General features: G+C 53.8%; 28 protein-coding genes. 20 read left to right on the forward strand and 8 right to left on the reverse strand.

The window, feature by feature from the left end:
* Positions 1 to 552: a dTDP-4-dehydrorhamnose 3,5-epimerase gene (rfbC, locus tag V7028_RS01080; RefSeq protein ID WP_334118257.1), complete on the forward strand. Its 552-nt coding sequence runs from the start codon at positions 1 to 3 to the stop codon at positions 550 to 552.
* Here rfbC and V7028_RS01085 read toward each other — a convergent pair.
* Complete coding sequence (locus V7028_RS01085; protein WP_334118258.1) at positions 536 to 2,647, reverse strand: TonB-dependent siderophore receptor; 2,112 nt, start codon at positions 2,645 to 2,647, stop codon at positions 536 to 538. The genes rfbC and V7028_RS01085 overlap by 17 nt on opposite strands.
* Positions 2,648 to 2,800: 153 nt before the next feature.
* Between V7028_RS01085 and nusG the strand changes: the two genes are divergently transcribed.
* Positions 2,801 to 3,304, forward strand: coding sequence for a transcription termination/antitermination protein NusG (gene nusG / locus V7028_RS01090; RefSeq protein ID WP_334118259.1), 504 nt, complete (start codon positions 2,801 to 2,803; stop codon positions 3,302 to 3,304).
* Positions 3,305 to 3,374: 70 nt separating this feature from the next.
* Here the strand turns inward: nusG and V7028_RS01095 are convergent, their stop codons facing one another.
* A complete protein-coding gene (locus V7028_RS01095) occupies positions 3,375 to 3,779 on the reverse strand; it encodes a hypothetical protein (RefSeq protein ID WP_334118260.1) in 405 nt (134 codons plus the stop codon).
* Positions 3,780 to 3,913: 134 nt separating this feature from the next.
* On the opposite strand from V7028_RS01095, the gene rfbB reads away from it, so the two are divergent.
* Together rfbB and rfbD are read left to right on the forward strand one after the other, a co-directional pair.
* A complete protein-coding gene (rfbB, locus tag V7028_RS01100; protein ID WP_334118261.1) occupies positions 3,914 to 4,942 on the forward strand; it encodes a dTDP-glucose 4,6-dehydratase in 1,029 nt (342 codons plus the stop codon).
* 103 nt (positions 4,943 to 5,045) lie between these two features.
* Entirely contained in the window at positions 5,046 to 5,993 is a 948-nt protein-coding gene (rfbD, locus tag V7028_RS01105; RefSeq protein ID WP_334118262.1) for a dTDP-4-dehydrorhamnose reductase, read from the forward strand.
* Here the strand turns inward: rfbD and V7028_RS01110 are convergent, their stop codons facing one another.
* Genes V7028_RS01110 through ftsY form a run of 3 tightly spaced genes read right to left on the reverse strand, consistent with a single transcriptional unit; the run spans position 5,994 to position 8,597 of the window.
* Positions 5,994 to 6,902: a cell division protein FtsX gene (locus V7028_RS01110; RefSeq protein WP_334118263.1), complete on the reverse strand. Its 909-nt coding sequence runs from the start codon at positions 6,900 to 6,902 to the stop codon at positions 5,994 to 5,996.
* A 22-nt stretch (positions 6,903 to 6,924) separates the two neighbouring features.
* The gene (locus V7028_RS01115; RefSeq protein ID WP_334118264.1) at positions 6,925 to 7,659 is read right to left on the reverse strand and encodes a cell division ATP-binding protein FtsE; all 735 of its coding nucleotides are present in this window, start codon (positions 7,657 to 7,659) and stop codon (positions 6,925 to 6,927) included.
* Positions 7,656 to 8,597: a signal recognition particle-docking protein FtsY gene (ftsY, locus tag V7028_RS01120; RefSeq protein ID WP_334118265.1), complete on the reverse strand. Its 942-nt coding sequence runs from the start codon at positions 8,595 to 8,597 to the stop codon at positions 7,656 to 7,658. The genes V7028_RS01115 and ftsY overlap by 4 nt, the downstream gene beginning before the upstream one ends.
* Positions 8,598 to 8,713: 116 nt before the next feature.
* Here ftsY and V7028_RS01125 point away from each other — a divergent pair, with 116 nt between their 5' ends.
* From V7028_RS01125 to V7028_RS01145, 5 genes are read left to right on the forward strand one after another with little or no spacing between them, the layout of a single operon-like run.
* Positions 8,714 to 10,117 (forward strand): M16 family metallopeptidase, encoded by a 1,404-nt coding sequence (locus V7028_RS01125; protein ID WP_334118266.1) that lies wholly within the window; start codon positions 8,714 to 8,716, stop codon positions 10,115 to 10,117.
* Positions 10,118 to 10,143: 26 nt separating this feature from the next.
* Positions 10,144 to 11,493, forward strand: coding sequence for a M16 family metallopeptidase (locus V7028_RS01130; protein WP_334118267.1), 1,350 nt, complete (start codon positions 10,144 to 10,146; stop codon positions 11,491 to 11,493).
* 6 nt (positions 11,494 to 11,499) lie between these two features.
* Positions 11,500 to 12,105, forward strand: a complete 606-nt coding sequence (rsmD, locus tag V7028_RS01135; protein WP_334118268.1) for a 16S rRNA (guanine(966)-N(2))-methyltransferase RsmD — start codon at positions 11,500 to 11,502, stop codon at positions 12,103 to 12,105.
* 59 nt (positions 12,106 to 12,164) lie between these two features.
* On the forward strand, positions 12,165 to 12,668 hold the full coding sequence (gene coaD / locus V7028_RS01140; protein WP_334118269.1) for a pantetheine-phosphate adenylyltransferase: 504 nt from the start codon (positions 12,165 to 12,167) through the stop codon (positions 12,666 to 12,668).
* A gap of 8 nt (positions 12,669 to 12,676) precedes the next feature.
* Entirely contained in the window at positions 12,677 to 12,991 is a 315-nt protein-coding gene (locus tag V7028_RS01145) for a YfhL family 4Fe-4S dicluster ferredoxin (RefSeq protein WP_334118270.1), read from the forward strand.
* Here the strand turns inward: V7028_RS01145 and V7028_RS01150 are convergent.
* Positions 12,931 to 14,202 carry a hypothetical protein gene (locus tag V7028_RS01150; RefSeq protein ID WP_334118271.1) on the reverse strand — a complete coding sequence of 424 codons (1,272 nt, stop codon included), beginning with the start codon at positions 14,200 to 14,202 and terminating at the stop codon, positions 12,931 to 12,933. The genes V7028_RS01145 and V7028_RS01150 overlap by 61 nt on opposite strands.
* 133 nt (positions 14,203 to 14,335) lie before the next feature.
* On the opposite strand from V7028_RS01150, the gene V7028_RS01155 reads away from it, so the two are divergent.
* The 5 genes from V7028_RS01155 (at position 14,336) to V7028_RS01175 (ending at position 18,051) form a co-directional block, all read left to right on the forward strand.
* On the forward strand, positions 14,336 to 15,235 hold the full coding sequence (locus V7028_RS01155; protein WP_334118272.1) for a hypothetical protein: 900 nt from the start codon (positions 14,336 to 14,338) through the stop codon (positions 15,233 to 15,235).
* Positions 15,236 to 15,300: 65 nt separating this feature from the next.
* The gene (locus V7028_RS01160) at positions 15,301 to 15,606 is read left to right on the forward strand and encodes a hypothetical protein (protein ID WP_334118273.1); all 306 of its coding nucleotides are present in this window, start codon (positions 15,301 to 15,303) and stop codon (positions 15,604 to 15,606) included.
* Between the two features lie 62 nt (positions 15,607 to 15,668).
* Positions 15,669 to 15,989 carry a hypothetical protein gene (locus tag V7028_RS01165; RefSeq protein WP_334118274.1) on the forward strand — a complete coding sequence of 107 codons (321 nt, stop codon included), beginning with the start codon at positions 15,669 to 15,671 and terminating at the stop codon, positions 15,987 to 15,989.
* A gap of 6 nt (positions 15,990 to 15,995) precedes the next feature.
* Positions 15,996 to 17,555, forward strand: a complete 1,560-nt coding sequence (locus tag V7028_RS01170) for a DUF4384 domain-containing protein (protein ID WP_334118275.1) — start codon at positions 15,996 to 15,998, stop codon at positions 17,553 to 17,555.
* Positions 17,556 to 17,571: 16 nt separating this feature from the next.
* Positions 17,572 to 18,051, forward strand: coding sequence for a hypothetical protein (locus tag V7028_RS01175; RefSeq protein ID WP_334118276.1), 480 nt, complete (start codon positions 17,572 to 17,574; stop codon positions 18,049 to 18,051).
* Positions 18,052 to 18,282: 231 nt separating this feature from the next.
* Here the strand turns inward: V7028_RS01175 and V7028_RS01180 are convergent, their stop codons facing one another.
* A complete protein-coding gene (locus tag V7028_RS01180) occupies positions 18,283 to 18,633 on the reverse strand; it encodes a hypothetical protein (protein WP_334118277.1) in 351 nt (116 codons plus the stop codon).
* Positions 18,634 to 18,664: 31 nt separating this feature from the next.
* On the opposite strand from V7028_RS01180, the gene V7028_RS01185 reads away from it, so the two are divergent.
* The 6 genes from V7028_RS01185 (at position 18,665) to V7028_RS01210 (ending at position 24,684) form a co-directional block, all read left to right on the forward strand.
* The gene (locus V7028_RS01185) at positions 18,665 to 18,961 is read left to right on the forward strand and encodes a hypothetical protein (RefSeq protein ID WP_334118278.1); all 297 of its coding nucleotides are present in this window, start codon (positions 18,665 to 18,667) and stop codon (positions 18,959 to 18,961) included.
* Between the two features lie 56 nt (positions 18,962 to 19,017).
* The gene (locus V7028_RS01190; RefSeq protein ID WP_334118279.1) at positions 19,018 to 21,894 is read left to right on the forward strand and encodes a hypothetical protein; all 2,877 of its coding nucleotides are present in this window, start codon (positions 19,018 to 19,020) and stop codon (positions 21,892 to 21,894) included.
* Between the two features lie 80 nt (positions 21,895 to 21,974).
* Positions 21,975 to 22,541 (forward strand): RNA polymerase sigma factor, encoded by a 567-nt coding sequence (locus tag V7028_RS01195; protein ID WP_334118280.1) that lies wholly within the window; start codon positions 21,975 to 21,977, stop codon positions 22,539 to 22,541.
* Entirely contained in the window at positions 22,538 to 23,197 is a 660-nt protein-coding gene (locus tag V7028_RS01200; protein ID WP_334118281.1) for a hypothetical protein, read from the forward strand. The genes V7028_RS01195 and V7028_RS01200 overlap by 4 nt, the downstream gene beginning before the upstream one ends.
* Positions 23,198 to 23,214: 17 nt before the next feature.
* A complete protein-coding gene (locus V7028_RS01205; RefSeq protein ID WP_334118282.1) occupies positions 23,215 to 24,036 on the forward strand; it encodes a caspase family protein in 822 nt (273 codons plus the stop codon).
* 15 nt (positions 24,037 to 24,051) lie between these two features.
* Positions 24,052 to 24,684 carry an OmpA family protein gene (locus V7028_RS01210; protein WP_334118283.1) on the forward strand — a complete coding sequence of 211 codons (633 nt, stop codon included), beginning with the start codon at positions 24,052 to 24,054 and terminating at the stop codon, positions 24,682 to 24,684.
* Positions 24,685 to 24,689: 5 nt separating this feature from the next.
* Here V7028_RS01210 and ychF read toward each other — a convergent pair whose 3' ends face one another.
* A complete protein-coding gene (ychF, locus tag V7028_RS01215) occupies positions 24,690 to 25,781 on the reverse strand; it encodes a redox-regulated ATPase YchF (protein ID WP_334118284.1) in 1,092 nt (363 codons plus the stop codon).
* Positions 25,782 to 25,787: the final 6 nt, after the last annotated feature.

Raw genomic sequence — 25,787 nt, forward strand, 5'->3', positions numbered from 1 at the left:
ATGAAATGTAACTTTACTCCTTTACATGGTTTGTTGCTGCTAACCCCTTTGGTATATACCGATGCGCGGGGACACTTTTTTGAAAGCTTCAATGCGAAAACTTTTAAACAGGTGGCGGGCATTCAACCCGATTTTGTGCAAACCAATGAGTCACTTTCAAAGCGCGGCGTGTTGCGCGGCCTGCATTGGCAAACAGCACCCAAGGCGCAAGGCAAGCTGGTGCGTGTGGTGCACGGCGCGGTGTTTGATGTGGCCGTGGACCTGCGCGAAAACTCAGAAACATTCGGGCAGTGGTATGGCTGTGAACTGAGCGATCAGAACCATGTGCAGTTGTGGATACCCCCGGGGTTTGCACATGGTTTTTTAACGCTGACGGATACTGCAATTACAAGCTACCAGGTGACTGAACACCACAGCCCCGACCACGAGCAGTGCCTGGCCTGGAACGACCCGGTGCTGAACATTGCCTGGCCCTTGAAGCGGGCCGGTGTTGCACAACCCGCCCTGTCGCCGAAAGACGAACAGGGCATTGCATTTACAAGTCTACGCTGACCGTGGCCTTGACCACACGCGGTGCGCCCACGCCCACATACGGGTTGCCTGCGGTGCTGTAGTAATTTTTGTCGGTGGGGTTGTCCACCACCAACTGGAATTGCGTGGGTGTGCGGCCAATCACGGTTGAGTAACGTGCACCCAGCGAGGCCACGGTGTAACCACCGATGAAGGCCTGGTTTGCATCATTCACCGCGCGTTTGCCGGTGTAGTACAGGCCACCGCTAAGGCTTAAACCCGGTACATCTTGCAAACGGTATTCAGCAAACAGGCTGGCTGTTTGTTCGGGTGTGTTGTTGGGCACTTTGCCAAGCGTTGCTGCATTGTTGGCGTTTTGCAATTCAGCATCCATCAACAGGGCAGACGCAGCGATTGAAAGTTGTTTGTTCAATTCACCTGTCCACGCCATTTCGAAACCGCTGAACTGTGCCTTGCCATTCAGACCAAATACATTGGTGTTCGGGTCTTGAAAAGTAGAGGCACGTTCGATGTCAAAATATGCAATTTGCGCCAGGCTGTTCTGGCCCACTTTGAACTTGGCACCCACTTCACGCTGTTCCGATTCCGCAGGGTCAAGCAACTGGAATGCATTCGCTGCGTTGGCTGGTGCCTGGCCCGATTCTTCCAGACCTTCCACATAGCTGGCATACAGCGAAACATCCTGGCGTGGCTTGTACATCACAGCCAGCGAGGGCGTGGTTTCTTTCGCGTTGTACAGGCGTACAGTGCGCGTGCCATCGGCGGCTACACTCAGGTTCTCTGTGCGGTAGTCGCCACGGCGAAGGCCTGCCAGCAACTGCCATTGTTCGTTTAACTGCATGCGGTCGAACACATACAAGCCTTGGTCATCAATGGTGGCGGCTGAATAGGCCCCGGTGAATGAAACGCTTTGTGGTTCGATTGTGCGGGGGTTGTACAGGTTTTGGCTGAAAATGGTTTGCCCACCCGCAACGCCCGGCGTGTTGCTGGCGCGTGTGTTGGTGGTGTAGCCGAATGACAGGTTGTGTGTCACTGTGCCTGTGCGCACTTCGCCGTACACTTCGCCACGGTAATTGGTGTTGTCGAATTGTTGGTCGCGGGTGTACAAAATTCGAAGCTGACCCTCGCCGGTGTTCAGGTCGTAGTTCTGGAATTGCGAGAAGTTGCGGTCTCGGGTGGTTTCGGCGTAACCGGCTTCAAACAGCACGCCCCATGAATCGTTCAACACATAGTCGACGCGGGCCAGGTAGTTCTGGGCATTCGCATCGTATTGTTGCCATTCGCCAGCCAGGTTGGTTTTGTTGTCAGGTACGGGGGGAAGGGTAATGCGGCCGTTGACTGCAGGCAGCAATGCGATGGCGGCCTGTTCGCTGACTGATTTTTCGTAATGTTCGATGTCAAAGCGGAAGCTTAGGCGGTCGGTGATTTTCCAGTCGTAAGCAGCGCTGACCAGTTCGCGCTCGCCACTGTAGTTGTTCACGCCAATGTCTTCGGAGCCTTTCACCAAATTAACGCGCAGGCCTTGGCTGTTGTTTTCACCAAATTTGCGGCCCCAATCCAGGTGCGTGGTTGCGGCACCGTATTCATTCACGCTTTGGCTAAGGCTAAGCACGGGTTTATTGCCGGCACGCTTGGTGACCAGGTTAACCACGCCCGAGGGGGGAATAAAACCGTAGTACAGCGAGGATGCACCCTTGAGCACCTCGACTTGCTGTTTGTTTTCAAGCGGTACATCAACCAGGTTGATGATGGGCAGCGAACCGTTCAAGCGGTAGTTGCCGCGGTTTTCAACCAGAATGCCCCGAATGGCAATGTTGTCGTAAGTCGAGCCATTCAACTGGGCGCGTGTAACACCGGCAGTGTTGCGCAATGCGCCATACAGGGTGGTGGCGGATTGGGCGTCCAGCACTTCACGGGTGACGGAATTGACCGTCAGTGGAACATCAATTGGTGCCGTGTCGCGAAAGGTGCCTACTTGTACGGCGCCGCTTGAATAGCTGCCTTGTTCGCGGGCTTGTACTTCGACTTCCTGCAGTTCATTGTTGGTGGTTTGCGCCAGGGCGGCGGTGGGCAGGCCCAAAGTGAGCAAGGCCAGTGAAATGGGTTTGAGTTTCATGTGTGGTGATGTGGAGAGTTTTGATTTTATGAATAATTAATTATAAATGATAATGAATCGCATTATCAATATCAATTAAGAAAACTGTTGTTTATCCAGGTCTGTGAAGGGTTTAGAATGTGGCCTGTGTTTTAACCGGAAGAACCCTGCAGCATGGCCAAGTGGTATGTGATGTACACCAAACCCCGCCAGGAACCCGTGGCGCTGGACAACCTTCAGCGCCAGAATTACACGGTGTTTTATCCCCAGGCCCGCGTGCTGAAACGCAAGACAGGCAAGGGTTGTGCAGCGGTGGTGGAACCCCTGTTTCCCCGATACATGTTTGTGAACCTTGAAGTGGGGGTGGACGATTTTTCCAAGCTGCGTTCAACCAAGGGTTGCATGGATTTGGTGAAATTTGGCGGCAAGCCGTCCACTGTACCTGCCGAGCTGATCGAGTTGATTCAAAGCCAGATCGATGACCAGTGCGTCATTGACCTTGCCACATTTCCAGAACTGAAGGTGGGCAGTGGCGTGCGCATTGCAGAAGGCCCTTTTGAGGGCTTGATGGGTACCATTGCTTCGCAGAAAAGCGACGAACGCGTTGTTGTGCTGCTGAACATTCTGGGCGCAGAACGTAGCGTGGAGCTGCGGCGCAATCAGGTTGACAAGGTTTGAGGCTTGCCAAGAACAGCGCGAAGCGTGTCCCCCCACTGATGCCCACAGCTTTTTCGTCTTCACCGCAGGCTTACTTTGTGCGGTTCCAGTCGTTGATGCAAGCCAGTTGGATTTTGCTGCGCTCAACCGGGCCGGTTTGTGTCAGGGTGCGGTTCTCGCCGGGCATGATGTACAGCTCGGTGGCCTGTGTACCCGTTAAAACGCGACAGCGCTTGGGGTGTTTTGCGTGTTTGTTTTCGATGTAAATTGCCGTTTCTTCGCAAGACTGCGTTACGCTGGCCTTGGTGGTGCCGTCGGAAAGGTTCTGTTCTTGTTTGCCTTCAATGTTGCACAAGCTGGCCGATGTGTTGCTGTTTGCGCTGTTGCTGGCTTGGTCATTGCCGGGCGCGGGAACTACGGCAACACATCCGGCCGCCAAAGCGGAAATGATGGTGGCCAGGCTGATTCGGGTAAAAAGCGTTGGATTGTTGGTCATGTTCTGTCCCTGTTGAAATAAAAGCCCGGTTTGGGCCTGTAATGATGAACGGTCGCCCTGCGCCACGAGGTGTAATGTGGCATATCGTTTATAGTTGGCTTAATCACCAATTCTATGCAAATTACCTACCCATCATGACCCTTCTTGTTACCGGATCTGCAGGTTTTATTGGCTCTTGTTTTGTGCGTCAGCATTTTTCCTACAGCACGGAGCCTATTGTTAGTCTGGATGCCCTGACCTATGCCGGGCACCTTAGTACCTTGGCCACGGTGAGCGAAAAACCACAGCATTATTTTATCAATGCATCAATCGGCGATGTAGATGCAGTGCGCGCTATTTTGAGCGAACACAAACCACGCGCCATTGTGAATTTCGCAGCTGAAAGCCATGTAGATCGATCCATTCTTGGCCCGGGTGCATTCATTGAAACCAATGTTGTGGGCACTTACCGCTTGCTGGAATGTGCGCGCGAATACTGGAATGGATTGGCGGGCGACGCCAAAAATACATTTCGATTTTTGCATGTCAGCACCGACGAAGTGTACGGTACGCTTGGCCCGGACGATGCGCCGTTCGCCGAGACCCACCGTTACGAACCCAACAGCCCCTATTCAGCCAGCAAGGCCGCCAGCGACCACCTGGTGCGCGCCTGGCACCACACGTATGGCCTGCCTGTGCTGACCACCAATTGCAGCAACAACTATGGCCCGTACCACTTTCCTGAAAAGCTGATTCCGCTGTGCATCATGAATGCATTGAATGGCAAGCAACTGCCCGTGTATGGCGATGGCCAGCAAATTCGCGACTGGCTGTTTGTTGAAGACCACACCCGCGGCATACGCACTGTGCTTGAGCAAGGCCGTTTGGGCGAAACCTACAACATTGGTGGCTGGAATGAGAAAGCCAACCTGGATGTGGTGAAGCTGATTTGCAGTTTGCTGGATGAGTTACAACCGCGTGCGGATGGTGCTTCCTATTCTTCGCAAATTGCATTCGTGACCGATCGCCCAGGGCATGACCGCCGCTACGCAATTGATGCGCGGAAAATTGAACGCGAATTGGGCTGGAAGCCTGCAGAAACATTCGAAACCGGAATTCGGAAAACGGTGCAGTGGTATTTGGCGAACCAGGCGTGGGTGGGTGAGGTGACCGCGGAAAGGTGAGCGATCGGGATACAAGCTGATTGGGCCAATAAACCAGCAAGCCAGGGTTTGCGACTTGCGTAGTTCAGTTAAACTATCGCAACAGTTTTCAGGAGAATTTGTTTTGGGAATCCGCGTACTCGTGCTTGGCGCACAAGGCCAGCTTGGCCACACCATCGGCCAACACGCCAAACCCGCCTTGATGGAAACGATGGACGCATGCATCACCTATGGCCGCGAGAAAGCCGACCTGAGCAAACCTGACACAGTGATCAACGCGCTGAAAGATGTTCGGCCCGATGTGGTGATCAACGCCGCCGCCTACACGAATGTGGAAAAAGCAGAAACGGAAAGCGAGTTGGCACATGCCATCAATGCCAAGGCCGTGGGTGTGCTGGCCGAGCAATGCAAGAAGCAGGGTGTGGCGCTGGTGCATTACAGCACCGATTACGTGTTTGATGGAAAGGCCGCACAACCCTACCTTGAAACCGATGCCACCAACCCGTTGAGCGCCTACGGCAAATCGAAACTGGACGGCGAGAAATACCTGAAAGAAGTGGGTGGCAACTGGGTGGTGTTTCGCACGGGTTGGGTGTACGGCCAGCGTGGTAATAACTTCTGTAAAACCATGATCAAGCTGGCGCAGGAACGCGACACACTGAATGTGGTTGACGACCAAACCGGCGCCCCGACACCGGCCAACTGGCTTGCTGAGCTGGGTTTGAGTGTTGCTGGTGTGGTTGCCATGCACCGCTACAAATCCACGGGCAAATTGGCCCCCACATTCCTGCCCGATTTTCCTTCCGAAATTCCCGGCGGCGAAATTTTTCATGCCAGTGCAATGGGTGTTACCACTTGGTTTGACTACGCGCGTTTGGCTATCGATCTTGCGCACAAACAAGGCATTGTTCAGCACATGCCGAACATTGAGCGCGCGAAAACCGCTGACATGAATTTCGCTGCACAGCGCCCTGCGTATTCTGTGTTGAGCAACAAGAAACTGATGGACACCTTCCGTGTGAACCCACCCGAGTGGACAAAAGGCGTGCGCAATTTTGTGTTGAATTATTGATCAGTGAATGCGCAGCACCGTACTTTTCACGGAAGCCCAGGCACCCAGCATCACCAGCACCACCCACACCAGAATCAGCCCCAGTGCGGTAATGCCACTGGGTTGCTCGAAGCGAAAGTCGCGATCAAATTCACGAATGAATTGCCCTGCTGCGTCGTCGGCCAAACCCATTGCGCCACTGACTACCCCATAAGCCAAACCAAACGCCACCAGCGCCAGGCTGACTGACCACCACAGGGTAGGGCGGCCCACTTCGGTGTCGGTTGCGCCCAGCGATTTCAACACATGCACTTCGGCCTGGTTGCGAATCAGCTGCAAGCGCACAGTGTTGAAGGTAACCACCAACACCATGCCCGCAATCAACACGGCCAACGCCATGGCAATAATTTGTGTGCCGTTTAACACCGATTGAAGGCGGCGTACCCACTGTGCGTCGTACTGCACATGTTCAACACCCGTGAAGTTTTGCCATTGTGCAATTTTGTCTTCAATGGATCGGGTGTTGGTGGTGGTGTCTACTTCCAGCACCACAACCACCGTGTAGGGCAGCGGGTTTTCGGGCAGCGCTTCTGCCAGGTCGGGTGTTTGGCTTTGGGTGCGCAAACGTTCCATGGCCTGTTCGGGCGTCACGATACTTACGCTGTCCAGATCGAAATCGCGCTTCAACTGTGCAGCGGCAGTTTTTACGGAATCAAGCGACGCATCGGGTTTGAAGTACAGGCTGATTTCGGGGTCGCCCACCCAGCGGTCCATGCTGGGCACAATGGCGCTTAGGCCCTGCGCAATGGTCCAGGGCATTGCCAGCGCAATGGCCAGCACCAAGGCGTTGAACAGGTGACCAAGCGGTTCGTCCAGCCAAAGTTTCAAACCGGCAGAAATTGAAAACCACTGCAAACGTAACCAACGCATGTGTTGTCTCTTGAAAGGTTGATCAGGCCCCGTAGGCCTTGTTCAGAAAGTCTTTGGAAAAAGTTTGCACGCCGGCTTCACGACCGCCGTTTTGCGACAAATCCGCCGGTGCGGGCAGCACGGCCCCTTCGCCCAGTTTCAAGCGATGTGTTATGCGGTTAAAACGGTGTGCTTCGTGCGTGGCTACAATGATCGTTACGCCTGCACGGTTGAATTCTTCAAGCAAACCAACCACGCGCGCGGCCGATTCATCATCCAACTGTGCGGTGGGTTCGTCGGCCAGCACCAATGCCGGGCGATTCACCACGGCGCGCGCAATTTGCAAACGCAGTTGCTGCCCGCCCGACAATTCGCTGGGCAGCATGCGGTCGGTGTGGCTTAAACCCACGCGGGCCAGCGCGGCTTTCACGCGGCCTTGAATATCGCTTTCACTCAAACCCACCACACGCAGGGGCAGTGCAACGTTGTCAAAGCAATTGCGGTTGTGCAGTAGTTCGACATCAAAACCTGTGTAGCCCACACTGCGGCGGTAGTGTGAACGTTCGCGGCGGTTTAGCCGTGCAATCGAGCTTTTGCCCACCAGAATGTCGCCACTGGTGGGTTGTTCGAAGGTGGCCAGCAGCCGCAATATTGAACTTTTGCCTGCACCGGAATGGCCTTCCAGCAGGGTGAAAGACCCCTTTGGCAACTGGAAATTCACGCCCTTCAAAGCGGCGTGCGTGCCGTACTTCAAGGTGACGTTTTTAAATTGGATCATGCAGTTTGATTTCCGTCTGTGTCTATGCCAACCAGCGCGTTGGCAAATTCGCGGGGGCTAAAGGGGCGAAGGTCGCCCAGCTTTTCGCCCACACCAATGAAGGCCACTGGAACGCGGGTGCTCATGCTCATGGCGGCCAGAATACCGCCTTTGGCTGTGCCGTCCAGCTTTGTGACCACCAGTGCAGTCAGTGTAAGCGCATCGTTGAAGGCTTTGATTTGTTGCAAGGCATTTTGGCCATTGGTGGCATCCACCACCAGCACGATTTCATGCGGTGCATCCATCTTGGCTTTGCCCAGCACTTTCTTGATTTTCTTCAATTCTTCCATGAGGTGAATCTGCGTGGGCAAGCGGCCCGCGGTGTCGCAGATTACAATGTGTTTGTTGCGCGAAATACCCGCTTGCACTGAATCGAATGCCACAGCGCCGGGGTCGCTGCCCTCGGCAGAAATGACATCGACATTGCTGCGCTGGGCCCACACATCCAGTTGTTCACGCGCTGCGGCACGAAAGGTGTCGCCAGCTGCCAACAGAACGGAGTAACCAATTTCACCATAGTGATTGGCCAGTTTGCCAATGCTGGTGGTTTTTCCGGCACCGTTCACGCCCACCACCATCATGACCAGGGGGCGTGCACGGTCCACGCCCATGCTGGTTTCAAGGGGGCGCAGCAGGTCGAACACGGCATCGCGCAGCACAAGGCGAACATCCTCGGGCTTGGTCAAACCTTTTTGATATACCGTGTCGCGCACCTTCTGCATCAACAGTTCGGTGGCTGGCAAGCCGCAATCGGCCAGCAGCAGGCGTTCTTCCATTTCTTCGAAAAAGGCTTCATCAACCTTTTCACCCGTGAACATGGAGGTGAGGCCGGAACGGGTCTTGGTCAATCCAGATTTCAAGCGGCCAAGCCAGTCCTGTCTCTGCCCAGGAATCTGCATGTAAAACTCCAATTGAGGAAACTAAGCTGTGCGAACGACTGTCACACAGCGAGATGTTGAATGACTTATTCTACCATTGAGCTTAAAACGGACGTTTGCTGTAAAAGGTGTCTTGAATGATAAAAACTGGTTTTCAACTGAATCGATGTTTCGCAGCACTTGCGGGTGGCGTGTTGCTGCTGGCTTCAAGCGTGCTGCCTTTGGCCCACGCGGCCGACGGCGATATTACCGAGTACAAACTGAACAACGGCCTGCGGGTGGTGGTGAAAGAAGACCACCGTTCGCCCACTGTGGCGCACATGGTGTGGTACAAAGCCGGCTCGATGGACGAGTACAACGGCACCACCGGCGTGGCGCACGTGCTGGAACACATGATGTTCAAAGGCACCAGGCGTTTGGCTGTTGGCGAATTTTCCAAAACTGTGGCGGCCTTGGGTGGGCGCGACAATGCATTCACCAGCCGCGATTACACCGCGTATTTTCAGCAGCTTCAGGCCAAAGACCTGAACAAGGTGATGGCGCTGGAAGCCGACCGCATGGCAAATTTGGTGCTCAGCGAAACGGAATTCAAAAAAGAAATCCAGGTGGTGAAGGAAGAACGACGCTACCGCACCGACGATCAGGCCCAAGGAAAGCTGTATGAGGCCTTCATGGCCACAGCCTTTCAGGCCAACCCCACGCGCATGCCGGTGATTGGCTGGATGAGCGACCTTGAAGCCATGACCTACAAGGACGCCCGCAAGTGGTACGACACCTGGTACACCCCGCAAAATGCGGTGCTGGTGGTGGTGGGCGATGTGCAGCCCGCGCAAGTGAAAACCATGGCCGACAAAACATACGGCAAGGTCAAGCCCAAGACGCTTGAAGAGCGCAAGCCGCAGGTGGAACCCAAGCAGGAGGGCATACGCCGCGTGCAGGTGAAAGCGCCGGCCGAGAACCCGTATCTGATTATGGGTTTCAAGGTGCCCAAATTGAACGACGTGCTGAAAGACCGCGATGCTTATTCCCTGGCCGTGTTAAGTGCCGTGCTGGACGGTTATTCCGGTGCGCGCCTGAACCGCGAACTGGTACAAAACCAGAAAGTGGCGTTGCAGGCGGGTGCCAGTTACGACATGACAGGCCGTGGCCCTTCGCTTTTTTACCTGGACGGCACGCCGGCTGCGGGCCAAACCGTGGAAAGCCTTGAGAAAGCCTTGCTGGCACAAGTGAAGGAAGTGGCCGACGAAGGTGTTAGCGAAGCCGAACTGGCGCGCGTGAAAGCGCAACTGATTGCCAGCCAGGTGTACAAGCGCGATTCCGTGTTTGGGCAGGCCATGGAAATTGGCCAGAACCTGATGATTGGCCTTGAGGTGGCGGACATTGACCGGATGATCGAGCAGATCAAAACCGTGACGGCAGCAGAAGTGCAGTACGCCGCGCAAACCTTTTTTGATCAAGACCAGTTGACGGTGGGCACCCTGTACCCCTTGCCGATTGACCCGAACAAAAAAGACGCGCCGCCCAAGGGCTTGAGTCATTAATGAGTTACCAAGCAGGAAGTAAAACCATGTTGAGTAGCAAAAACAAAGTATTTATCCGTGGCCTGTTTGCTGCGGGTGCGACCGCAGCGGCCGTATTCGCTGCGCCTGCAAGTGCGGCGTTGCCCATTGAAACCTGGACTGCCGCCAGTGGTGCGAAAGTGATGTTCATGCGCGCAGAAGCCTTGCCCATGCTGGATGTTCGCGTTGATTTTCCGGCGGGCAGCCGCGCCGACCCCAAGGGCAAGGAAGGGCTGGCCAGCGCCACGGGCGACATGATTGGCCGTGGTGCGGAAGGTCTTTCTGAGAATGAAATTGCCGATGGGTTTGCTGACACGGGTGCCCAGTTTTCCGGGGGCGCAAGCACCGATTCCGCGGGTGTGCAGTTGCGCACGCTGACTTCCGAGCCTGAATTTTCAAAGGCCATTGCGCTGATGAAAACCGTGCTGCAAAAGCCTGTGTTCAATGCCGATATTCTGGCGCGTGAAAATGCGCGTTCGGTTGCGTCATTGAAGGAATCGCTGACCAAACCGGACACCCTGGCCGACCGCGCATTTGCCACGGCCCTGTACCCGAACCACCCCTATGGCACGCACACCACGCAAGCCAGCCTGAACAATATTGCCCTGGCCGATGTGCAGCAGTTCTACAAAACCCGCTACTTGGGCAACAAGGCGGTGGTTTCGCTGGTGGGCAACATTACCCGTGAACAGGCCGAGACGCTTGCCAATGAATTAACAGCCAGTTTGCCCAAGGGCGAACTGGAAGGCAGCCCGCTGGGTGGCACCGGTTTTGAAGAATTGCAGGCGGCCATGAAAGGCCAAACCATTCAAATAGACCACCCCGCCGCGCAAAGCCACGTGTTGATGGGGCTGCCCGCCATGCGCCGTGGTGCACCTGATTATTTTGATTTGCTGGTGGCCAACCATGTGCTGGGTGGTGGTGGTTTTGTGTCGCGTTTGATGGACGAAATTCGCGAGAAGCGCGGGCTGGCGTACAGTGCTTATTCCTATTTCATGCCTTCTGGCGATGCGGGCCCTTTCCAGGCGGGCGTGCAAACCAAGAAGGAATCGACAGCCGAGGCGGTCAGCATTATGCGCAAAACCATTCTGGAATTCATCGAGAAAGGCCCCACGCAGGCCGAGTTGAATGCAGCCAAACAAAACCTGATTGGTGGCTTTCCTCTGCGGATCGACAGCAATAGCAAGCTGATTTCCAATATTTCGATGATGGGCCTGTACAACATGCCGCTGGATTACCTTGACACCTGGACTGCCGGGATTGACAAGGTGACCGTGCAAAGCGCCCGTGCGGCGTTTGCCAAACACGTGAATGCCGACAAGCTGGTGACCGTGGTGGTTGGCGGCAAGGTTGAGTGAAACACGTTGAACAAGTTACGAATAATTGGTGGCGTGTGGCGCAGGCACCAGTTGCCTGTTGCGCCCGTGGAAGGGCTACGGCCCACGCCCGACCGCGTGCGCGAGACCGTATTCAACTGGCTGGGCCAGGATTGCACCGGCATGGACGTGCTGGATTTGTACGCAGGCACTGGCGCTTTGGGTTTTGAGGCCGCTTCCCGCGGGGCGGGCAGGGTGGTCATGGTTGAACAGAACCGCAAAGTAGTGGCCCAGCTTCTGGACAACAGGGCGTACCTGCTTTCCAAGTGGACCGACACCACTGCGCCCAAACCCGTGCTGGTGGTGGATTCTGGCAACGTACTGGCAAGTCTTAAGCGTTTTGCCACGGCCGGGGCAGGTTTTGACCTTGTTGCGCTTGACCCACCTTTCAGAAGCGAATTGATGCAGGCCACCCTGCCGTTGATTAAACCGGTGCTAAAACCCGGTGGCTTGGTGTACGCTGAATGGCATGAAAACCTGTTTTCTGACGAAGCGGCACTGTGCAAGGCGTTGAATGTTAGGGAAATTGAGGTTTTGAGGCATTTAAAAGCGGGTCAAGTGCATGCGCATTTGTTCGCCCTGCCTGCTCTGTGATACAAAGCGGGGATGGTGCATTTATCACGCTAAAGAAACCCTTCACATGGAGATCAGCGATGCGCATTGCTGTGTATCCCGGAACATTTGACCCGCTAACCCGTGGCCACGAAGATTTGGTTCGCCGCGGCGCGAAAATATTCGACAAACTGGTGGTTGGTGTGGCCGACAGCCCCAACAAGAAGCCGTTTTTCTCCATGGACGAGCGCGTGCAAATTGCCCGCGAGGTGCTTAGCCATTACCCCAACGTGGAAGTGAGGGGTTTTCGCGGTTTGTTGAAAGATTTTGTGCGCGACAACAACGCCAATGTGATTATTCGCGGTCTGCGCGCCGTCAGCGATTTTGAGTACGAGTTTCAAATGGCGGGCATGAACCGCTATTTGTTGCCCGATGTGGAAACCATGTTCCTGACACCATCGGACCAGTACCAGTTTATTTCCGGCACCATTGTGCGGGAAATTGCTTCGCTGGGCGGCGATGTCAGCAAGTTTGTGTTTCCGTCCGTTGAACACTGGTTGAACGAGAAACTTGGTTTGACACCGCCCCAGGTGATCAACAAGTAGAAAGAGTTATGGCTTTAATCATCACCGATGAATGCATCAATTGCGACGTGTGCGAGCCCGAGTGCCCCAACGGTGCGATCAGCATGGGTGAAGAAATTTACGAAATAGACCCCGGCAAATGCACCGAGTGCGTGGGGCATTTCGACGAACCACAATGCGTGGTGGTGTGCCCGGTTGAATGCATTCCCAAAGACCCGGCCCACCCTGACACCCAGAAGCAATTGCTGGGCAAGTTCTTCAAGCTGCACCCGGACAAAACGCCTTATTTGCCTGCTGGTGACGCACCGGTTCCCGTGAAAGCACCCCCCACCGAAGGTTGTTGAACGGGACACAACACCAAACCGAACCTGCCTTGCGGATAGTTGTTTAGCACCCTGAACCAGCCTTCCTGCCACGTCCAATAAGGCTTGTCTTCCCGAATCAGGGTTTCATCCGGATCGCAATTCATTTCACGAACCTGCCCCTGTGCCGGAATGCCTTCGCTGCCCTCAATGGCATCAGGCGAAATTTCCAGCAAGCCCTCTGAGGCCCGGTAGTTCACCTTGAAAGTCCAGGCTTGTGCGTCTTCATGCGTGTAGGTCCATTCGGCCTTGTTCAGTACCCAGTCTTGTGCTGGCAATCCACCTTCAAGTCGCTGCATCGAAAATGCGGCCTGATGGGTTTCAGGCAGGTCGTCGCGGCGCACATAGGTGCGAAGGTTCTCGCCGTTGATCTTCACAAAAGGCGCACCTTCGCCATTGTTGGTTTGTTCAATGGCCAGCACCAGTTGGTCTTGTTCGGCAGTGCCGGTCCAGGGAAAACCGCCCCACTGGCCGTCAATGTCCAGTTTGATCTTGTTCAGTTTCAAGGCACCACCCGGCAGTTGCTCCGGCTGGGCGCTCATCGATATGTACAGTTGATTGTCCACTTCAGGTGCCTTGGCGCCAAGCCGCCAGCCCAGGCTTAGCTGGCTTGCGTCAGCTGAATTGCCCAGTTCAAATTTGAGTTGTTCCAGTTGACCTGTTAACAGCTGTTGCGTTTGGGGATTGCTGACAGAAAATGTGGCCTGTTCAATGTTCAGTTTTTTCAACGCAATTTGCGGCGTGAAAAACCCGGGGTTTGCCACTTGGGTGCTTTGCCAGCCACGCGCGGCCAAAGCCACCGGCAACACAGGTGAGCAACCCAGTGTGTGGCTACTGCAATCGACCTGTTTTTCAGATTGAACCGCCAGGCCTTTCAGGGTGATTGAATCAACCAGCAGGCGGCCCTGCTTCACCGATTCCACTGCGTTCATGCCCAAGCGTAGCAAGGCCAGTTGAACGTTTTCCTTGCGGGTGGGGTCGTCGATTTCAATTTCAGAAATGATCAGTTGTGGCTTCAGGGAAAGCGCAAGTACCACGCGTTTTACATCGATGCGCTGGTCGGGGTATTGATTTTGGATGCTTTGAAGGCGGGGTTCCCAGATGAAGCGGGGAACCACAACGCCGTGGGTCAGGATCAAGACCACTGCAAGTAGCAGCACGATGGCTGCACCACCTGTTAACGCTCGGTACATGGGAGTAAACGTGCCAATTGCAAAGCGATACCGTACCACATCCGGAAGTACTGTCGAAATTCAAAAATAATTTGAACGGGATTCCAGACACCGCCGACTTACCTTTCACTGATTAACTTTGAAGGCAAACAACATGGCTGTTCACACTCGGCAAGACTGGAAGCGGATTGTCCTGATCGCGGTGCTGGCATGCCTGCCAGGTGCGGCCCTTGCGGAGGTTCAGCAACGCACATCCATTCGCGGTGCCTCAGTCAATGTTGCCCTGATGGGCGGCGAGGCGGGGTCTAGCATGTCGAGTGGTACCGGTTTGCAGCAAGGAAGCTCAATCCAGTCTGCATTTATAAGCGGGGTGGTAATCAACGGTGCTGTGGGCACCGGAAGCCACTCGACAATCACGCTGTCTTCAACACGCAAGGTGCGGGGCAGCAACATTCAGCTTAGCTCATTCAAAGGTGTGTTGGTCAATGGTTCGGCATTGGTGGCCAAAGCCAGTGTGCAGATGGCAAGCGTGGGGGGCGACGTCAGTGGCAACAATTTGCAGATTGCAAATGTGAGTGGTGCGGTGGTGAATGCTGCGGCGCTGGCTGCGAAGTCTACGGTGCAAATTGCCAGCGTGGGTGGGAATTCAAAAGGGTCGAACCTGCAAATTGCAGATGTGAAGGGTGCTGTGGTGAATGGCGCAGCGCTGGTGGCGACCGCTGATACCCAGCTGGCTTCTGTGGGGAACAATGTTCGGGGCAGCAATGTGCAACTGGCCGTGATGCGGGGTGCCATTGTGAACCTGGCCGCAGCCGGTGCAATCGCCGATGTACGTGTTGCGTCGGTGGGTGGCGCGGTGAATGGTGCAAACACCCAAAGCGCAGTGGTTACAGGCGGCATTGTGAATTTGGCGGCTGTCGCTGCCAAGGCTTCTGTGTTGGTGGCTGCGCGGTCTGGCGGCGTGGGTGGCAACGCGCAGTCCGCTTTTGTGGGTGGTGGTGTTGTGAATATTGCCGCTTACGGTCAAAGCTCAACGATAGAAATCGGAAATTAGTGGGTATGCGTTCGGCCCGCTTTCATGTTTATAAAAAAGCGAACGTTTTTAATTTTGGAGAAATCATGATGTTGAAGTCCATGTCTTGTGTAGTTGCCTTGTTGATGTCTTTTGCAATTGCAGGCACTGCGTCTGCGGAAATCACGATCAAGGGCAAGAACGATCAGCAAACCCGTGTCGATGGCGCTGTGACCAACATTGCCATTGGGTCTGAAACCGAGGCCGAGCAAAACCTGTCGTCGAATGTGGGAAGTGTGTCTATTGGCGGTGACAACAAGCAGGTTACCGAGGTGGAAGGTGCTGTTACCAACATTGCAATTGGCAGCAAGTCCAAGGCGATGCAAAACCTGTCTTCCAATCGCAGTCTTTGATCCTTGATGTGGTCGGAAGGATTCTGCCCGATGGCCACACGCTTTTTTTTCGGAGATTTTTCATGAGTAAATTGTTTTGCCTTGTCTTGGGGCTTCTGTGCTGTGTTACTGCCCAGGCCAAACAGGAGGACCCCACGCCCCGGCGTGAAATGAGCCCCCGGGATGCGGCCACCGTCACAAATATTCAGGCCAAACGCTGGACCACCTTTGGGCAGGCCCAGCAAATTGCCCGGACTGAAAGTGGCAACAAGCCAGGGCAAAAAAGCTGTGTGACGCAGGTGGGGCAGCCTAGCCAGCCTGTTAACGATGCGCCAAAGTATGGCCCGCGCCAAACACCGCAGATGGTGGTGGTAACGGGTAGCGTAATCAATGTGTGTAACTGAACAAACATGAACAAAGTTCGAAAGCGATTGTGTGGGTTGGGCGTGTTGGCCTTGATGGCGGTGTCGGGTTGCGCGGTCAACCCCCGGAACGACATCGATTTTTACGAATCGGCTTACACCCGCAACAAGCCTGTGGTTGCACCAGTGCGGTCTGTGTCCAATTTCAACGAGGCGCTGGCCTGCATGGACAAGCTTCTGGCTGATTCAGGACGTGGCCCCACCTTGGTGACCAGCAAGGCGATTCCCGATGCTTCGGGGCGTTTGTTTGTTGGTACGAAAGACATGGTGGTCACCGCTTTGCACGCCATGTCCCGAACCAGCAACGCTTTTCGATTTGTGGACTTTGAGTTGAACCAGCTTTCCCAGGACTCGGTGCAGGGCATGACCAATTGGGCCATGAGTAAAGGCTATGTGCAGTTGCAAATGCCCAGAATTTATGTGTCCGGATCTATTAGCTTTATGGACCAAAACATCAGGAGCGAGAGACAAGGGGCTGGGCTGGCCACACCTTTGTTTGATTTTGGCATGAGCCGTGACAAGAATTCCAGCGTGTTTGGCATGGACCTGCACCTGGGTGACTTCGCAACTCGAACCCTGATTCAGGGCATTGCATCGGCCAATGAAATTGTGGTGGCCAATGCTGGCATGGGCATGGATGCTGGTGGACGAATCAACAAAACAGGGGTGCAGTTTAATTTGGGTGCCGAGGTGTCTCAAGGCGTTGGACCAGCAGTGCGTTCATTGGTTGACCTGGGCATGATCGAGTTGATTGGTAAGTGGGCACAATTGCCCTATTGGCAGTGTTTGGCACTTGATTCAAATCACCCGGAATACACGGCGCAAATGCTGGCATGGTGGGAAAAAATGACTGCAGAACAGCGAGTGCTTTTTTTTCAGAACAGTTTGAACCGACAGGGCTACTTTGGCGGACCACAAGATGGCAAACCAAGCCTTGCGCTTGAGAAGTCAATTCTGGCCTATCAGACAGACGAGAATTTGATTGAGACGAGCCGTGTCAATTTTGAGACCTATGCCCGGTTTATGAAAAAGCTGGTGGCATTTGATGAGGCCGGAAATTTAACGCAAATTGGTTGGCCAGTTGCTGGAAAGCCCCACGGTAAATCCAGGCCTGAATTGATTGTTCGTTTGAACAAGGACGACAGGGTGTATTACCCGGGCGAGGCATTGAACTGGACTTTCAGCACCACCCAGCGCGCTTATGTGTACTGTTATTACGAGGATTCAGCCGGTGTGGTGTCGCAGGTTTATCCCAATATGTTTCAGAACCTCCAGCCTGTGGCGGGCAACAAGGCCATTGTAATTCCCGACCAAACCCTTGAGAAAAACTTTTTAATCACCCTGAACCGACCTGGTGTTGAAACTTTGTTGTGTGCGGCGTCACCCAAACAATTGGCCAGTAGTTTTCCGCTGGCATTAAAAACAAAGCCGCTTTTGCCAATGCAATACGTTGAGAACATGGCAGACATTCAGCGGGCATTTTCAATGTTTGAATCTGAAGAAGCGGATGTACAAGTGCTGCGCTGGACTGTGCTTGGCGGTAATTAAAAAAATCGGGATAAACATGAAATGGCTTGGGCGTTTTGTTTGCATGGGTGTTTGCTTCACGGGTTTGCTGGGTCAGGCGGTAGCGCATACCGGTTCAGTGGTTATGCCTCCTTTGAGTGGCGGCGCGCCACCATCCACACTTGAAACGCCCGGGGTGCCGGCAAAAGCGGTCTCGCGGTCCACTGACCAGTCGGCGCTTAGTGGTTTGTTGGCGGCAAACAAAGCAGGCAACGCAGAAGGCAGCAGCACGGATGCAGCCAATTTGGTATTCCTGAAATTTCAGCACATTCAGGGAAATCCGGTTTATTTGATTGATGATCGCCGCCGTGAGGGCTTTGTTTTTTTCTCGGTACCCGTTCAAGAGTTTCAGCGCATTACCCAAATTGAATTGCCAGCGGGGCTTGAACATTTATTGGATGGGGGGATACGTGTTGTTACCGCCCTTGAGTCAAAAAACATTTCTTCAAATTCAACCAATCGAGAATCAAATGAATAAAATTTATCAACAGCTGATGTTTGGTATTGCGTGTGTTGCCTTGGTCGGTGTCGCACAAGCGCAGACTGTACCACTGGACAGGTTGCGTGAAATTGTTCGAGGTAACGCTGCGGCTGCGGCCTCCAATCCGATTGACTTAAATAACGCGACCGAAGCTGGCGGTAAAGTTACGCCTAGTACAGCACTTCCGTCGGGGCTCCAGCCAATATCCATTAGCGAGGTATCTCCATCTCAGGTGCGCACTCCGCGCGCGCCCCGGGCACCTGCGCGCAGTGCCCCCCGCGCCACACCTGCACCAGCAGCCCGAATTGCTCCCCGGGCGGTTGTGCCAGTGGCAGCAACTGCAGTTACTTCAGCGCCTGGCGTTACCGCTGCGCCAGTGGCTACCCTCGCTGCCGTATCATCTTCAGCCGCGTTGCCAGCGCAATCGCTGGCGGTGAAAGCGTTGCCCTTGCCCCAGCAAACTGAAGCGGCCAGTGCGGCCGATTCAATCGCCTCATCAACAACCAGCGGCGTGGATTCTGCCGGGCAAGTTTCATTGAGCAGCTTGTTGGCTTCGAATTCTGGAGATATCGAAAACACGGCCCAGCCGCTTGCCGATCCCACTGTGTATTTGAAACTTCAGCAAACGCAAGGCAAGGCGTTCTACCTGATTGATCAACAGTTGAATGAAGGCTTGGTGTTTTTGGCCTTGTCTGCAGACGATTTTGAACGGGTGGCCGGGTTTCAGCTGCTTGATGTTGAGCCAGACACCCTGGTGGGTGTTGCCATGTCATCTGAACTTCATCAAGCGCTGTTGGCCACTTCGTCTGCCGCCATTGCAAAAGTGAGTGAAGGCGTGGGGCTGGTCGAGTTGCCCGGTGGTGTTGTTCGGGTTGTGTCAAATTCCCAAAGCGTTTCTGACCAATGAAGGTTCTGGCTTTGTTTTGGGTTTTATTCATCAGCTTCTGTTTTTCAGGCGGTGTTTTGGCAAAGCCAGGGTCAGTCCTCACAAGCCCTTTTCCCCGAATTGAGGTTGCACAGCACACCAGCCTGATTCGGCGGGCAGAGGTCGATCAATCTCGTGATTTGCTGTACACCGCCGCCGATGACAAAACTGTACGGGTTTGGCAGCTGCCTGAACTGAAAGCACTCAAGGTATTTCGTGTGCCAATGTCTTCAGGTCATGAAGGTCAGTTGTTTGGGTTGGCATTGTCTGCCGATGGCACTGTGATTGCTGCAGCGGGGTGGACCGGCTGGGATAAAGAACGCACCGCATCGGTGTATTTGATTGATGCGCAAAGTGGCGCATTTTTGGGTCGCATCAAAAATTTGCCGCAAGGGGTTTCGGCACTTCGGTTTCTGGGGTCTTCAAATTACCTGGCGATTGGCTTGATGGGCAATGCCGGTTTGCGCGTCGTAGATGTTCGTACCCAAAAGGTGTTGTTCAAAGACACTGAATATGGTGCCGACGTTCGGGACATTGTGTTGAACAAGGAGGGTCAGCTTGCAGTAACCAGCCTGGATAAATTCATTCGGTTGTATGGGGCAGATTACACCTTGCTCGGGCGAATCAAACCCGATCCGCAGGGCACACCCTTGACCCTTAGGTATTCGCCAGACAATCGCTTGCTTGCTGTGGGCTACTTTGAGCATGCTGAAGTTCATTTGCTTGATGCAAACACCTTGCAGCTCAATTTGAAGGTTAAGGCTGGTCACCTAACCTTGGGCAAAAACATCAATTCACTGGAATGGTTGCCGGGCGAGAGGCGCGGTGAAGAATCGGTAGACAGACTGTGTGTTGCGGGCGAGGCCTTAAAATTAAAGCTGGTTAAAACAGCGTGTTTCCAGGTTGAGCAGGGGTTACAAGATTCCATTAAAATCAGCGACACGCAAAGTTATTCAGTTGCATATTCAAAGATCAATGGCATTGTGCGCTGGAAAAATGATCGACTCGTTTTGTTAACTGAAGAGCCCGCCTTGCATGTAATGAACAAGGCCGGGAAGATCGAATATTCAGCCCGATCATCGGTGTTGAATTTTCAGGATACTTCGAAGTTTCTCGCCTTGTCTGCCGACGCACAACGCGTTCAATTCACTGCGGACAACGGGGCTGGCGAACTGTTTGACCCTTTGCTGTTTGATGTGTCCAATGGGCGACTCGAGACAAAAAAGCCTGTAGCACAACGCAGTATCAGGCTAGTGACTGCACGGCAAAATGTGCCTGGCGAGCAGCTTGATTTGACCGATCGTTACAAGCCCACATTGAACCAGCAGGCATTGCAGCTGGAGGCGTTTGAGCGTGTTGAAAGCCATGCATGGTCTGCTGATGGAGGCGCTTTGTTGCTGGGCACCAGTTGGGCCTTGCGGCACCTTGACAGACAAGGAAACCCCCGGTGGGTTGCAAGATTGTCGGCCGTGGCCTGGGCGGTTAATTTAAGCGAGGATGGAAAGTGGGCTGTGGCCGCGCTTTCAGACGGAACCATTCGCTGGTTCTCAACTGCCACCGGGCAAGAACAGCTGGCATATTTTCAGCATTCAAACAGGGATGACTGGATCGCCTGGCGACCAAACGGCTTGTACATGGCTTCACCGTCTGGTGATCAATTCCTTGGTTGGCACATGAACCGCGGAATGGACAATGCGCCCGACTTCTTTTTGGCCGCTCAATTTGAGCGCACATTGTACAAACCCGAGCAGGTGCAGCGAACCTTGCTGGATGAGAATTCTGTTTCAAAAAATCTTGTTTTGCAAAATGTGCTGCCGCCACGGGTCACGATTCAAACCAATCGCCTTGTTCAACGCAGCTCGGGAGAATGGGTTCTCACCATGAGGATCAAGGGCGAAACATTGGGGCCAAAGCCCAATGATGTCATTGTTTTCGTCAATCAGATTCCCGTGACGGCACCTGATGAAAGAGCTTTGGGTTGGCTCGACAGAGGGACGTTTGAGCGCGAAATTGAGATTGTGCTGACCCACCGATTCAACGAATTGCGGGTGGAGGCAATGACCGATCATTCACTGGGGCTTGCCCAAACCACAGTATCCTTGCCCCATAAAAGTCCCGGTTCAACGCGTCGCGAATCGGACCAAGGCAATTTGTACGTGTTTGCTGTTGGCGTCAGTGGGTTCAAGAACTTGTCGGATGCGCACCAACTCGATTTTGCGGCCAGTGATGCATCGCAGTTTGCGCACGCCATGCGGCAGTTTGGCGAATCGAATTACCGGCAAGTGCATGTTCGGCTGCTTGCGGATCAGGCCGAGAAGGGCCCCACCAAAGCCAATATCGAGGATGCCTTGAAATTCCTGTTACAGGCCAGGGCACAAGACACGGTGATGATTTTTCTTGCTTCTCACGCGGTGCAAGATGTGCACAAAAATTATTACTTCGTGCCTGCGGATGTCTCGGTGGCTGACCTGAAAAGTTTGACCGATCTGAATCCGGATTCCCGTGTGGCACGAAAGGGTTTGATTTCGTGGGAGGTGTTTTTCGAAGCGTTGCGCAACACGGCGGGTCGCCGAATTTTGATTGTGGATACCTGCCATGCGCAGGGAATTGAGGGTCGTCTTAACCCGGCATCGCTGATCAAGCGCTCAGTGTCGTCGCTGTTTCCAATGTTGTTGGCCTCGGCCAAAGACGAGGATTCCCAAGAATATGCGCTTGCCGGGCGTGGCTTGTTTACGCATGGCCTGCTTCAGGGGCTTGAGCAAACATCCGCCAGCGGACGGGCGCTGACAGTGCAAAGCTGGTTTGACCAAGCGGTGCCCCTGGTTGCGCAACTGCGAGACCAAACCATTGGACAACAAACCCCCCAACTGATTGCCACGTCGGAAATGCGCAATTGGCAGATTCTTGGCCATTAAATTCTTTGAACCGGAAATACTTCATTGCCTACTTACCTGCTGTATCCAACTGATCCACAATTTTTCACGCTGACCGAATCATGACTCCCAGCGAATCTGTTGCACATTTGATTCAGCGCATCGCGTTGCGAGATGAAGCGGCTTTCCAGCGCTTCTATGCTGCTTTTTCCAGGCGGATTTTTACCTTTGTGAAAAACCATCTGCATTGCGAGGAGATGGCCAAGGAAGTGGTTGTGGACACCATGCTTGCTGTGTGGCGTTCAGCTGGCACTTTTGGCGGTCGATCCAAGCCCGAAGTGTGGGTGCTGGGTATTGCGCACAACAAATTGCTGGACAGGCTGGACAAGGAGCGGCGCCACCAGGGTGATTACCTTGAGGACATGGGCGATTGGCAGTCTTTGTTGGGCAGTTGTGATGATTGCGAACAGGAGCGCATGCAGCAAGACCTTGGGCAAGGAGTAAGACTTTGTATGGACAAACTGGGTACGCAGCATCGGGAGGCGTTGACTTTGGTCTACTTTGATCAGCTTACGGTGGCGCAGGCTTCAGAAGTTACTGGGGTGCCGGATGGCACGATCAAGACACGGCTTTTTCATGCCAGGCAGAAGCTGAAAAGTTGTGTTAATAAACTGAAGGGTTTGCTATGACGGGCAATGAACTTGATTTAAGGCGATTCGCAGAACAGTTGCCCTTTTTTGTGAGCGGCACGCTGGATACAGAAGAACAACGCTGGATGCACTTGACCCTGAGTGGAAATCCCGAGTTGTATGAGCATTTGCGCTGGCATCACACCCTGATGCAGCAAGTGGTTCTTGATGAAGAACATGCCCAGTTACAGGCACCTGCTGATTTGGGCTGGTCGGATATTAAAAGACAAATGAACAGGCCACATTTGTTCGCATGGTTTCAAAGTGCGTACAAGCATTGTGTGCGCTGGTTGTCCACACCTGTGCGTGTGGGGTCATTTGCCACGTCGCTGGTTGTTTTTGCAGCAGGCAGCGCAGTGCTGGTGGGGTACATTGGCCAGCCGGAAACGCCCGCACAATTTTCTGACTTCAGAAGCTGTGGCGTGTTCGCTGAAGACAGGGATTATGCTTATTTCCAGATCGGATTCAAACCCGGAGTTGGCGAGCAGCAAATTCGACTGGCCTTGATACAGAGCAATATTTCTATTGTGGCTGGGCCAACCCACATGGGAGAGTACACCGTCAAAGTTCCTCGGCGCACCATGGAAGGTGCACCTGACCTGTTCAGCACACTGGATGTGGTTGAGTCGGCGTCATCAATCCAATACCCACATTGATATGAAAGGCAGTAACCATGAAGATGTTTAACAGTGTGGTTTTCAAATGCTGGCTGGTGGTGTTCATTCTGTTCCCGGTAACGGGAAAAACAACTGCTGGCGAGCGCAAAGTTGCCTTGGTGATTGGTAATTCGAAATACGCGTCGGCTCCTTTGCGAAATGCCACACAAGATGCACGATTGATAGCGAGCTCCCTGCAAAGCCTGGGTTATCAGGTCAAGCTGCTTGAGAATAAAAACCAGCGGGAAATGATTGTTGGCATGGAGGACTTTTGGCGACTGGGTCGGGATGCAGATGTTCGTGTGTTTTTTTTCGCTGGTCATGGATTGCAGTATCACGGAAAAAATTATTTGATTCCGGTGGATGCCGTGGTCAATTCTGAACATGACATCTCCCCGAAATCAGTGTCGGTCGACGATTTGATGCAGCGCCTTGGCGGTTACAGGACAGGCGTCAATGTTTTAATGGTTGATGCCTGCCGTGCCTATCCGATACCCAAATCAATTGATCCCGGTCTGGGCAGACTGGGTGGCACAAAGAAGCGCTCACTGATTGAGAAACCGGGAGGATTGGCTGCACAAATTGCACCAACGGGAACCTTGATTGCCTATTCCACCGCGCCTGGTGAGCTGGCCTTCGATGGCAAGGACGCTGTCAGCCCCTACGCACAGGCTTTGAGCAGGCACATTCAAACACCTGGTTTGCATGTAGAGCAAATGTTCAAGCGAATTCGGGTCGATGTGTTGAAGGCCACCGGTGGTGCCCAAACACCTTGGGAAAGTAACAATCTGGTCGGTGAGTTTTGTTTCACTGTTGACCAGCGAGGGCGATGCCTTTAAATCAATGGAGAAGTCATGATCGTTAAATATATCGTCGCTACATTGTACGGAATTGCCGCAATCGGGATTGTTTCCCATGCGCGTGCTGATTCGGTCACGAGCGATACCACCGTATTTTCGGGCAGGGTTCCCACCGTGGAAGAGTTGATCAAGGCGTTGTCCCCCCACCAACCTGTGGCTCGAACAAAAACCCGTTCGCTGGACCTTTCGCTTCTTAGTGACGAGGACCGCTTGCAACTTGCACAGCACGGAGAGCCGCTAGAGGAAAGTGGGCTGGATTTGCCCGAAAGGCCAGTTCAGGTGAACCTGTCCAAAGCCAGCCTCGACATGATTGAGTTTGAGTTTGATTCCGATCAAATCAAGCCCGAGGCTTGGCCCGTGTTGATGCGGGTATCCAAGGCGATGCAATCTGCTGAACTGGAGGGGCAAAAATTCACCATTGAAGGGCACACCGATGCCAAGGGTAAGGAAGGCTACAACCTTGAGCTTTCAAAAAGACGGGCGGCATCGGTCAAACAGGCGCTGGTCACTCAACTGAAGGTACCCGCCACCCGCCTTTTCACAATTGGTAAAGGTGAGGCACAACTGTTGAATCCAGCCCGGCCTGACAATGGCGAAAACAGGCGAGTGGTGTTTGTGGCGTTTTAAGTTGCTTAAACATTAAACAGGAAGTTCAGCACATCGCCGTCTTTCACCACATATTCTTTGCCTTCAGCCCGCATTTTCCCAGCTTCTTTGGCGCCGTTTTCACCTTTGAACTGGATGTAGTCTTCATACGCAATGGTTTGGGCACGAATGAAGCCGCGTTCAAAATCCGTGTGAATAACACCCGCAGCTTTGGGGGCTGTGTCGCCAATGTGAATGGTCCAGGCGCGTACTTCCTTCACGCCTGCAGTGAAGTAGGTTTGCAATCCCAGCAGTTTGAAGCCGGCGCGGATCACGCGGCTTAAGCCAGGCTCAGTCATGCCCATGTCCGCCAGAAATTCCATTTTGTCGGCGTCGTCCAGGTCAGCAATTTCAGCCTCAATGGCAGCACACACAGCCACAACGGGCGCGTTCTGTTTGGCGGCATATTCCTGAAGGCGTTCAACGAAAGGGTTGTTTTCAAATCCGTTTTCGGCCACGTTGGCCACGTACATGGCGGGCTTGGCGGTGATCAGGCCGAAGCTTTTGATGGCAAACAGTTCTTCTTCATCCAGGCCCAATGCGCGCACTGGTTTGGCCTCGTTTAACTGGGTTTCGCAGCGCTGCAAAATGGCCAGCACCTTGGCGGCTTCCTTGTCGTTGGCGCGTGCCTGTTTGGCAAACCGGTGTATCGCTTTTTCCACGGTGCCCATGTCGGCAAGACACAACTCGGTTTCAATGGTTTCAATGTCTGAAAGCGGGTCCACCTTGCCGTTCACGTGGATTACGTTGTCGTCTTCGAAACAGCGAACCACGTTCACGATGGCATCGGTTTCGCGGATGTGCGCCAGAAACTGGTTGCCCAAGCCTTCGCCTTTGGATGCCCCAGCCACCAGGCCGGCGATGTCCACAAATTCGACTGTGGCGGACAAAATGCGTTCGGGCTTCACAATGCCAGCCAGTTTCTGCAGGCGTTCATCGGGTACTTCAACAACACCCACATTGGGTTCGATGGTGCAGAAGGGATAGTTTTCCGCAGGAATGCCTGCTTTGGTCAGCGCGTTGAACAGGGTGGATTTACCGACGTTGGGAAGGCCAACGATGCCGCATTTGAGGGTCATGAGAAT

Source organism: Limnobacter sp. (assembly GCF_036846585.1).
GTDB lineage: Bacteria > Pseudomonadota > Gammaproteobacteria > Burkholderiales > Burkholderiaceae_B > Limnobacter.

Excerpts from the sequence above, each read along its gene's own strand:
- rfbC (WP_334118257.1), top strand. The coding sequence starts at position 1 with ATGAAATGTAACTTTACTCCTTTACATGGTTTGTTGCTGCTAACCCCT.
- V7028_RS01085 (WP_334118258.1), bottom strand. The coding sequence starts at position 2,647 with ATGAAACTCAAACCCATTTCACTGGCCTTGCTCACTTTGGGCCTGCCC.
- nusG (WP_334118259.1), top strand. The coding sequence starts at position 2,801 with ATGGCCAAGTGGTATGTGATGTACACCAAACCCCGCCAGGAACCCGTG.
- V7028_RS01095 (WP_334118260.1), bottom strand. The coding sequence starts at position 3,779 with ATGACCAACAATCCAACGCTTTTTACCCGAATCAGCCTGGCCACCATC.
- rfbB (WP_334118261.1), top strand. The coding sequence starts at position 3,914 with ATGACCCTTCTTGTTACCGGATCTGCAGGTTTTATTGGCTCTTGTTTT.
- V7028_RS01110 (WP_334118263.1), bottom strand. The coding sequence starts at position 6,902 with ATGCGTTGGTTACGTTTGCAGTGGTTTTCAATTTCTGCCGGTTTGAAA.
- V7028_RS01115 (WP_334118264.1), bottom strand. The coding sequence starts at position 7,659 with ATGATCCAATTTAAAAACGTCACCTTGAAGTACGGCACGCACGCCGCT.
- ftsY (WP_334118265.1), bottom strand. The coding sequence starts at position 8,597 with ATGCAGATTCCTGGGCAGAGACAGGACTGGCTTGGCCGCTTGAAATCT.
- V7028_RS01125 (WP_334118266.1), top strand. The coding sequence starts at position 8,714 with ATGATAAAAACTGGTTTTCAACTGAATCGATGTTTCGCAGCACTTGCG.
- V7028_RS01130 (WP_334118267.1), top strand. The coding sequence starts at position 10,144 with ATGTTGAGTAGCAAAAACAAAGTATTTATCCGTGGCCTGTTTGCTGCG.
- coaD (WP_334118269.1), top strand. The coding sequence starts at position 12,165 with ATGCGCATTGCTGTGTATCCCGGAACATTTGACCCGCTAACCCGTGGC.
- V7028_RS01145 (WP_334118270.1), top strand. The coding sequence starts at position 12,677 with ATGGCTTTAATCATCACCGATGAATGCATCAATTGCGACGTGTGCGAG.
- V7028_RS01150 (WP_334118271.1), bottom strand. The coding sequence starts at position 14,202 with ATGTACCGAGCGTTAACAGGTGGTGCAGCCATCGTGCTGCTACTTGCA.
- V7028_RS01155 (WP_334118272.1), top strand. The coding sequence starts at position 14,336 with ATGGCTGTTCACACTCGGCAAGACTGGAAGCGGATTGTCCTGATCGCG.
- V7028_RS01160 (WP_334118273.1), top strand. The coding sequence starts at position 15,301 with ATGATGTTGAAGTCCATGTCTTGTGTAGTTGCCTTGTTGATGTCTTTT.
- V7028_RS01165 (WP_334118274.1), top strand. The coding sequence starts at position 15,669 with ATGAGTAAATTGTTTTGCCTTGTCTTGGGGCTTCTGTGCTGTGTTACT.
- V7028_RS01170 (WP_334118275.1), top strand. The coding sequence starts at position 15,996 with ATGAACAAAGTTCGAAAGCGATTGTGTGGGTTGGGCGTGTTGGCCTTG.
- V7028_RS01175 (WP_334118276.1), top strand. The coding sequence starts at position 17,572 with ATGAAATGGCTTGGGCGTTTTGTTTGCATGGGTGTTTGCTTCACGGGT.
- V7028_RS01195 (WP_334118280.1), top strand. The coding sequence starts at position 21,975 with ATGACTCCCAGCGAATCTGTTGCACATTTGATTCAGCGCATCGCGTTG.
- V7028_RS01200 (WP_334118281.1), top strand. The coding sequence starts at position 22,538 with ATGACGGGCAATGAACTTGATTTAAGGCGATTCGCAGAACAGTTGCCC.
- V7028_RS01205 (WP_334118282.1), top strand. The coding sequence starts at position 23,215 with ATGAAGATGTTTAACAGTGTGGTTTTCAAATGCTGGCTGGTGGTGTTC.
- V7028_RS01210 (WP_334118283.1), top strand. The coding sequence starts at position 24,052 with ATGATCGTTAAATATATCGTCGCTACATTGTACGGAATTGCCGCAATC.
- ychF (WP_334118284.1), bottom strand. The coding sequence starts at position 25,781 with ATGACCCTCAAATGCGGCATCGTTGGCCTTCCCAACGTCGGTAAATCC.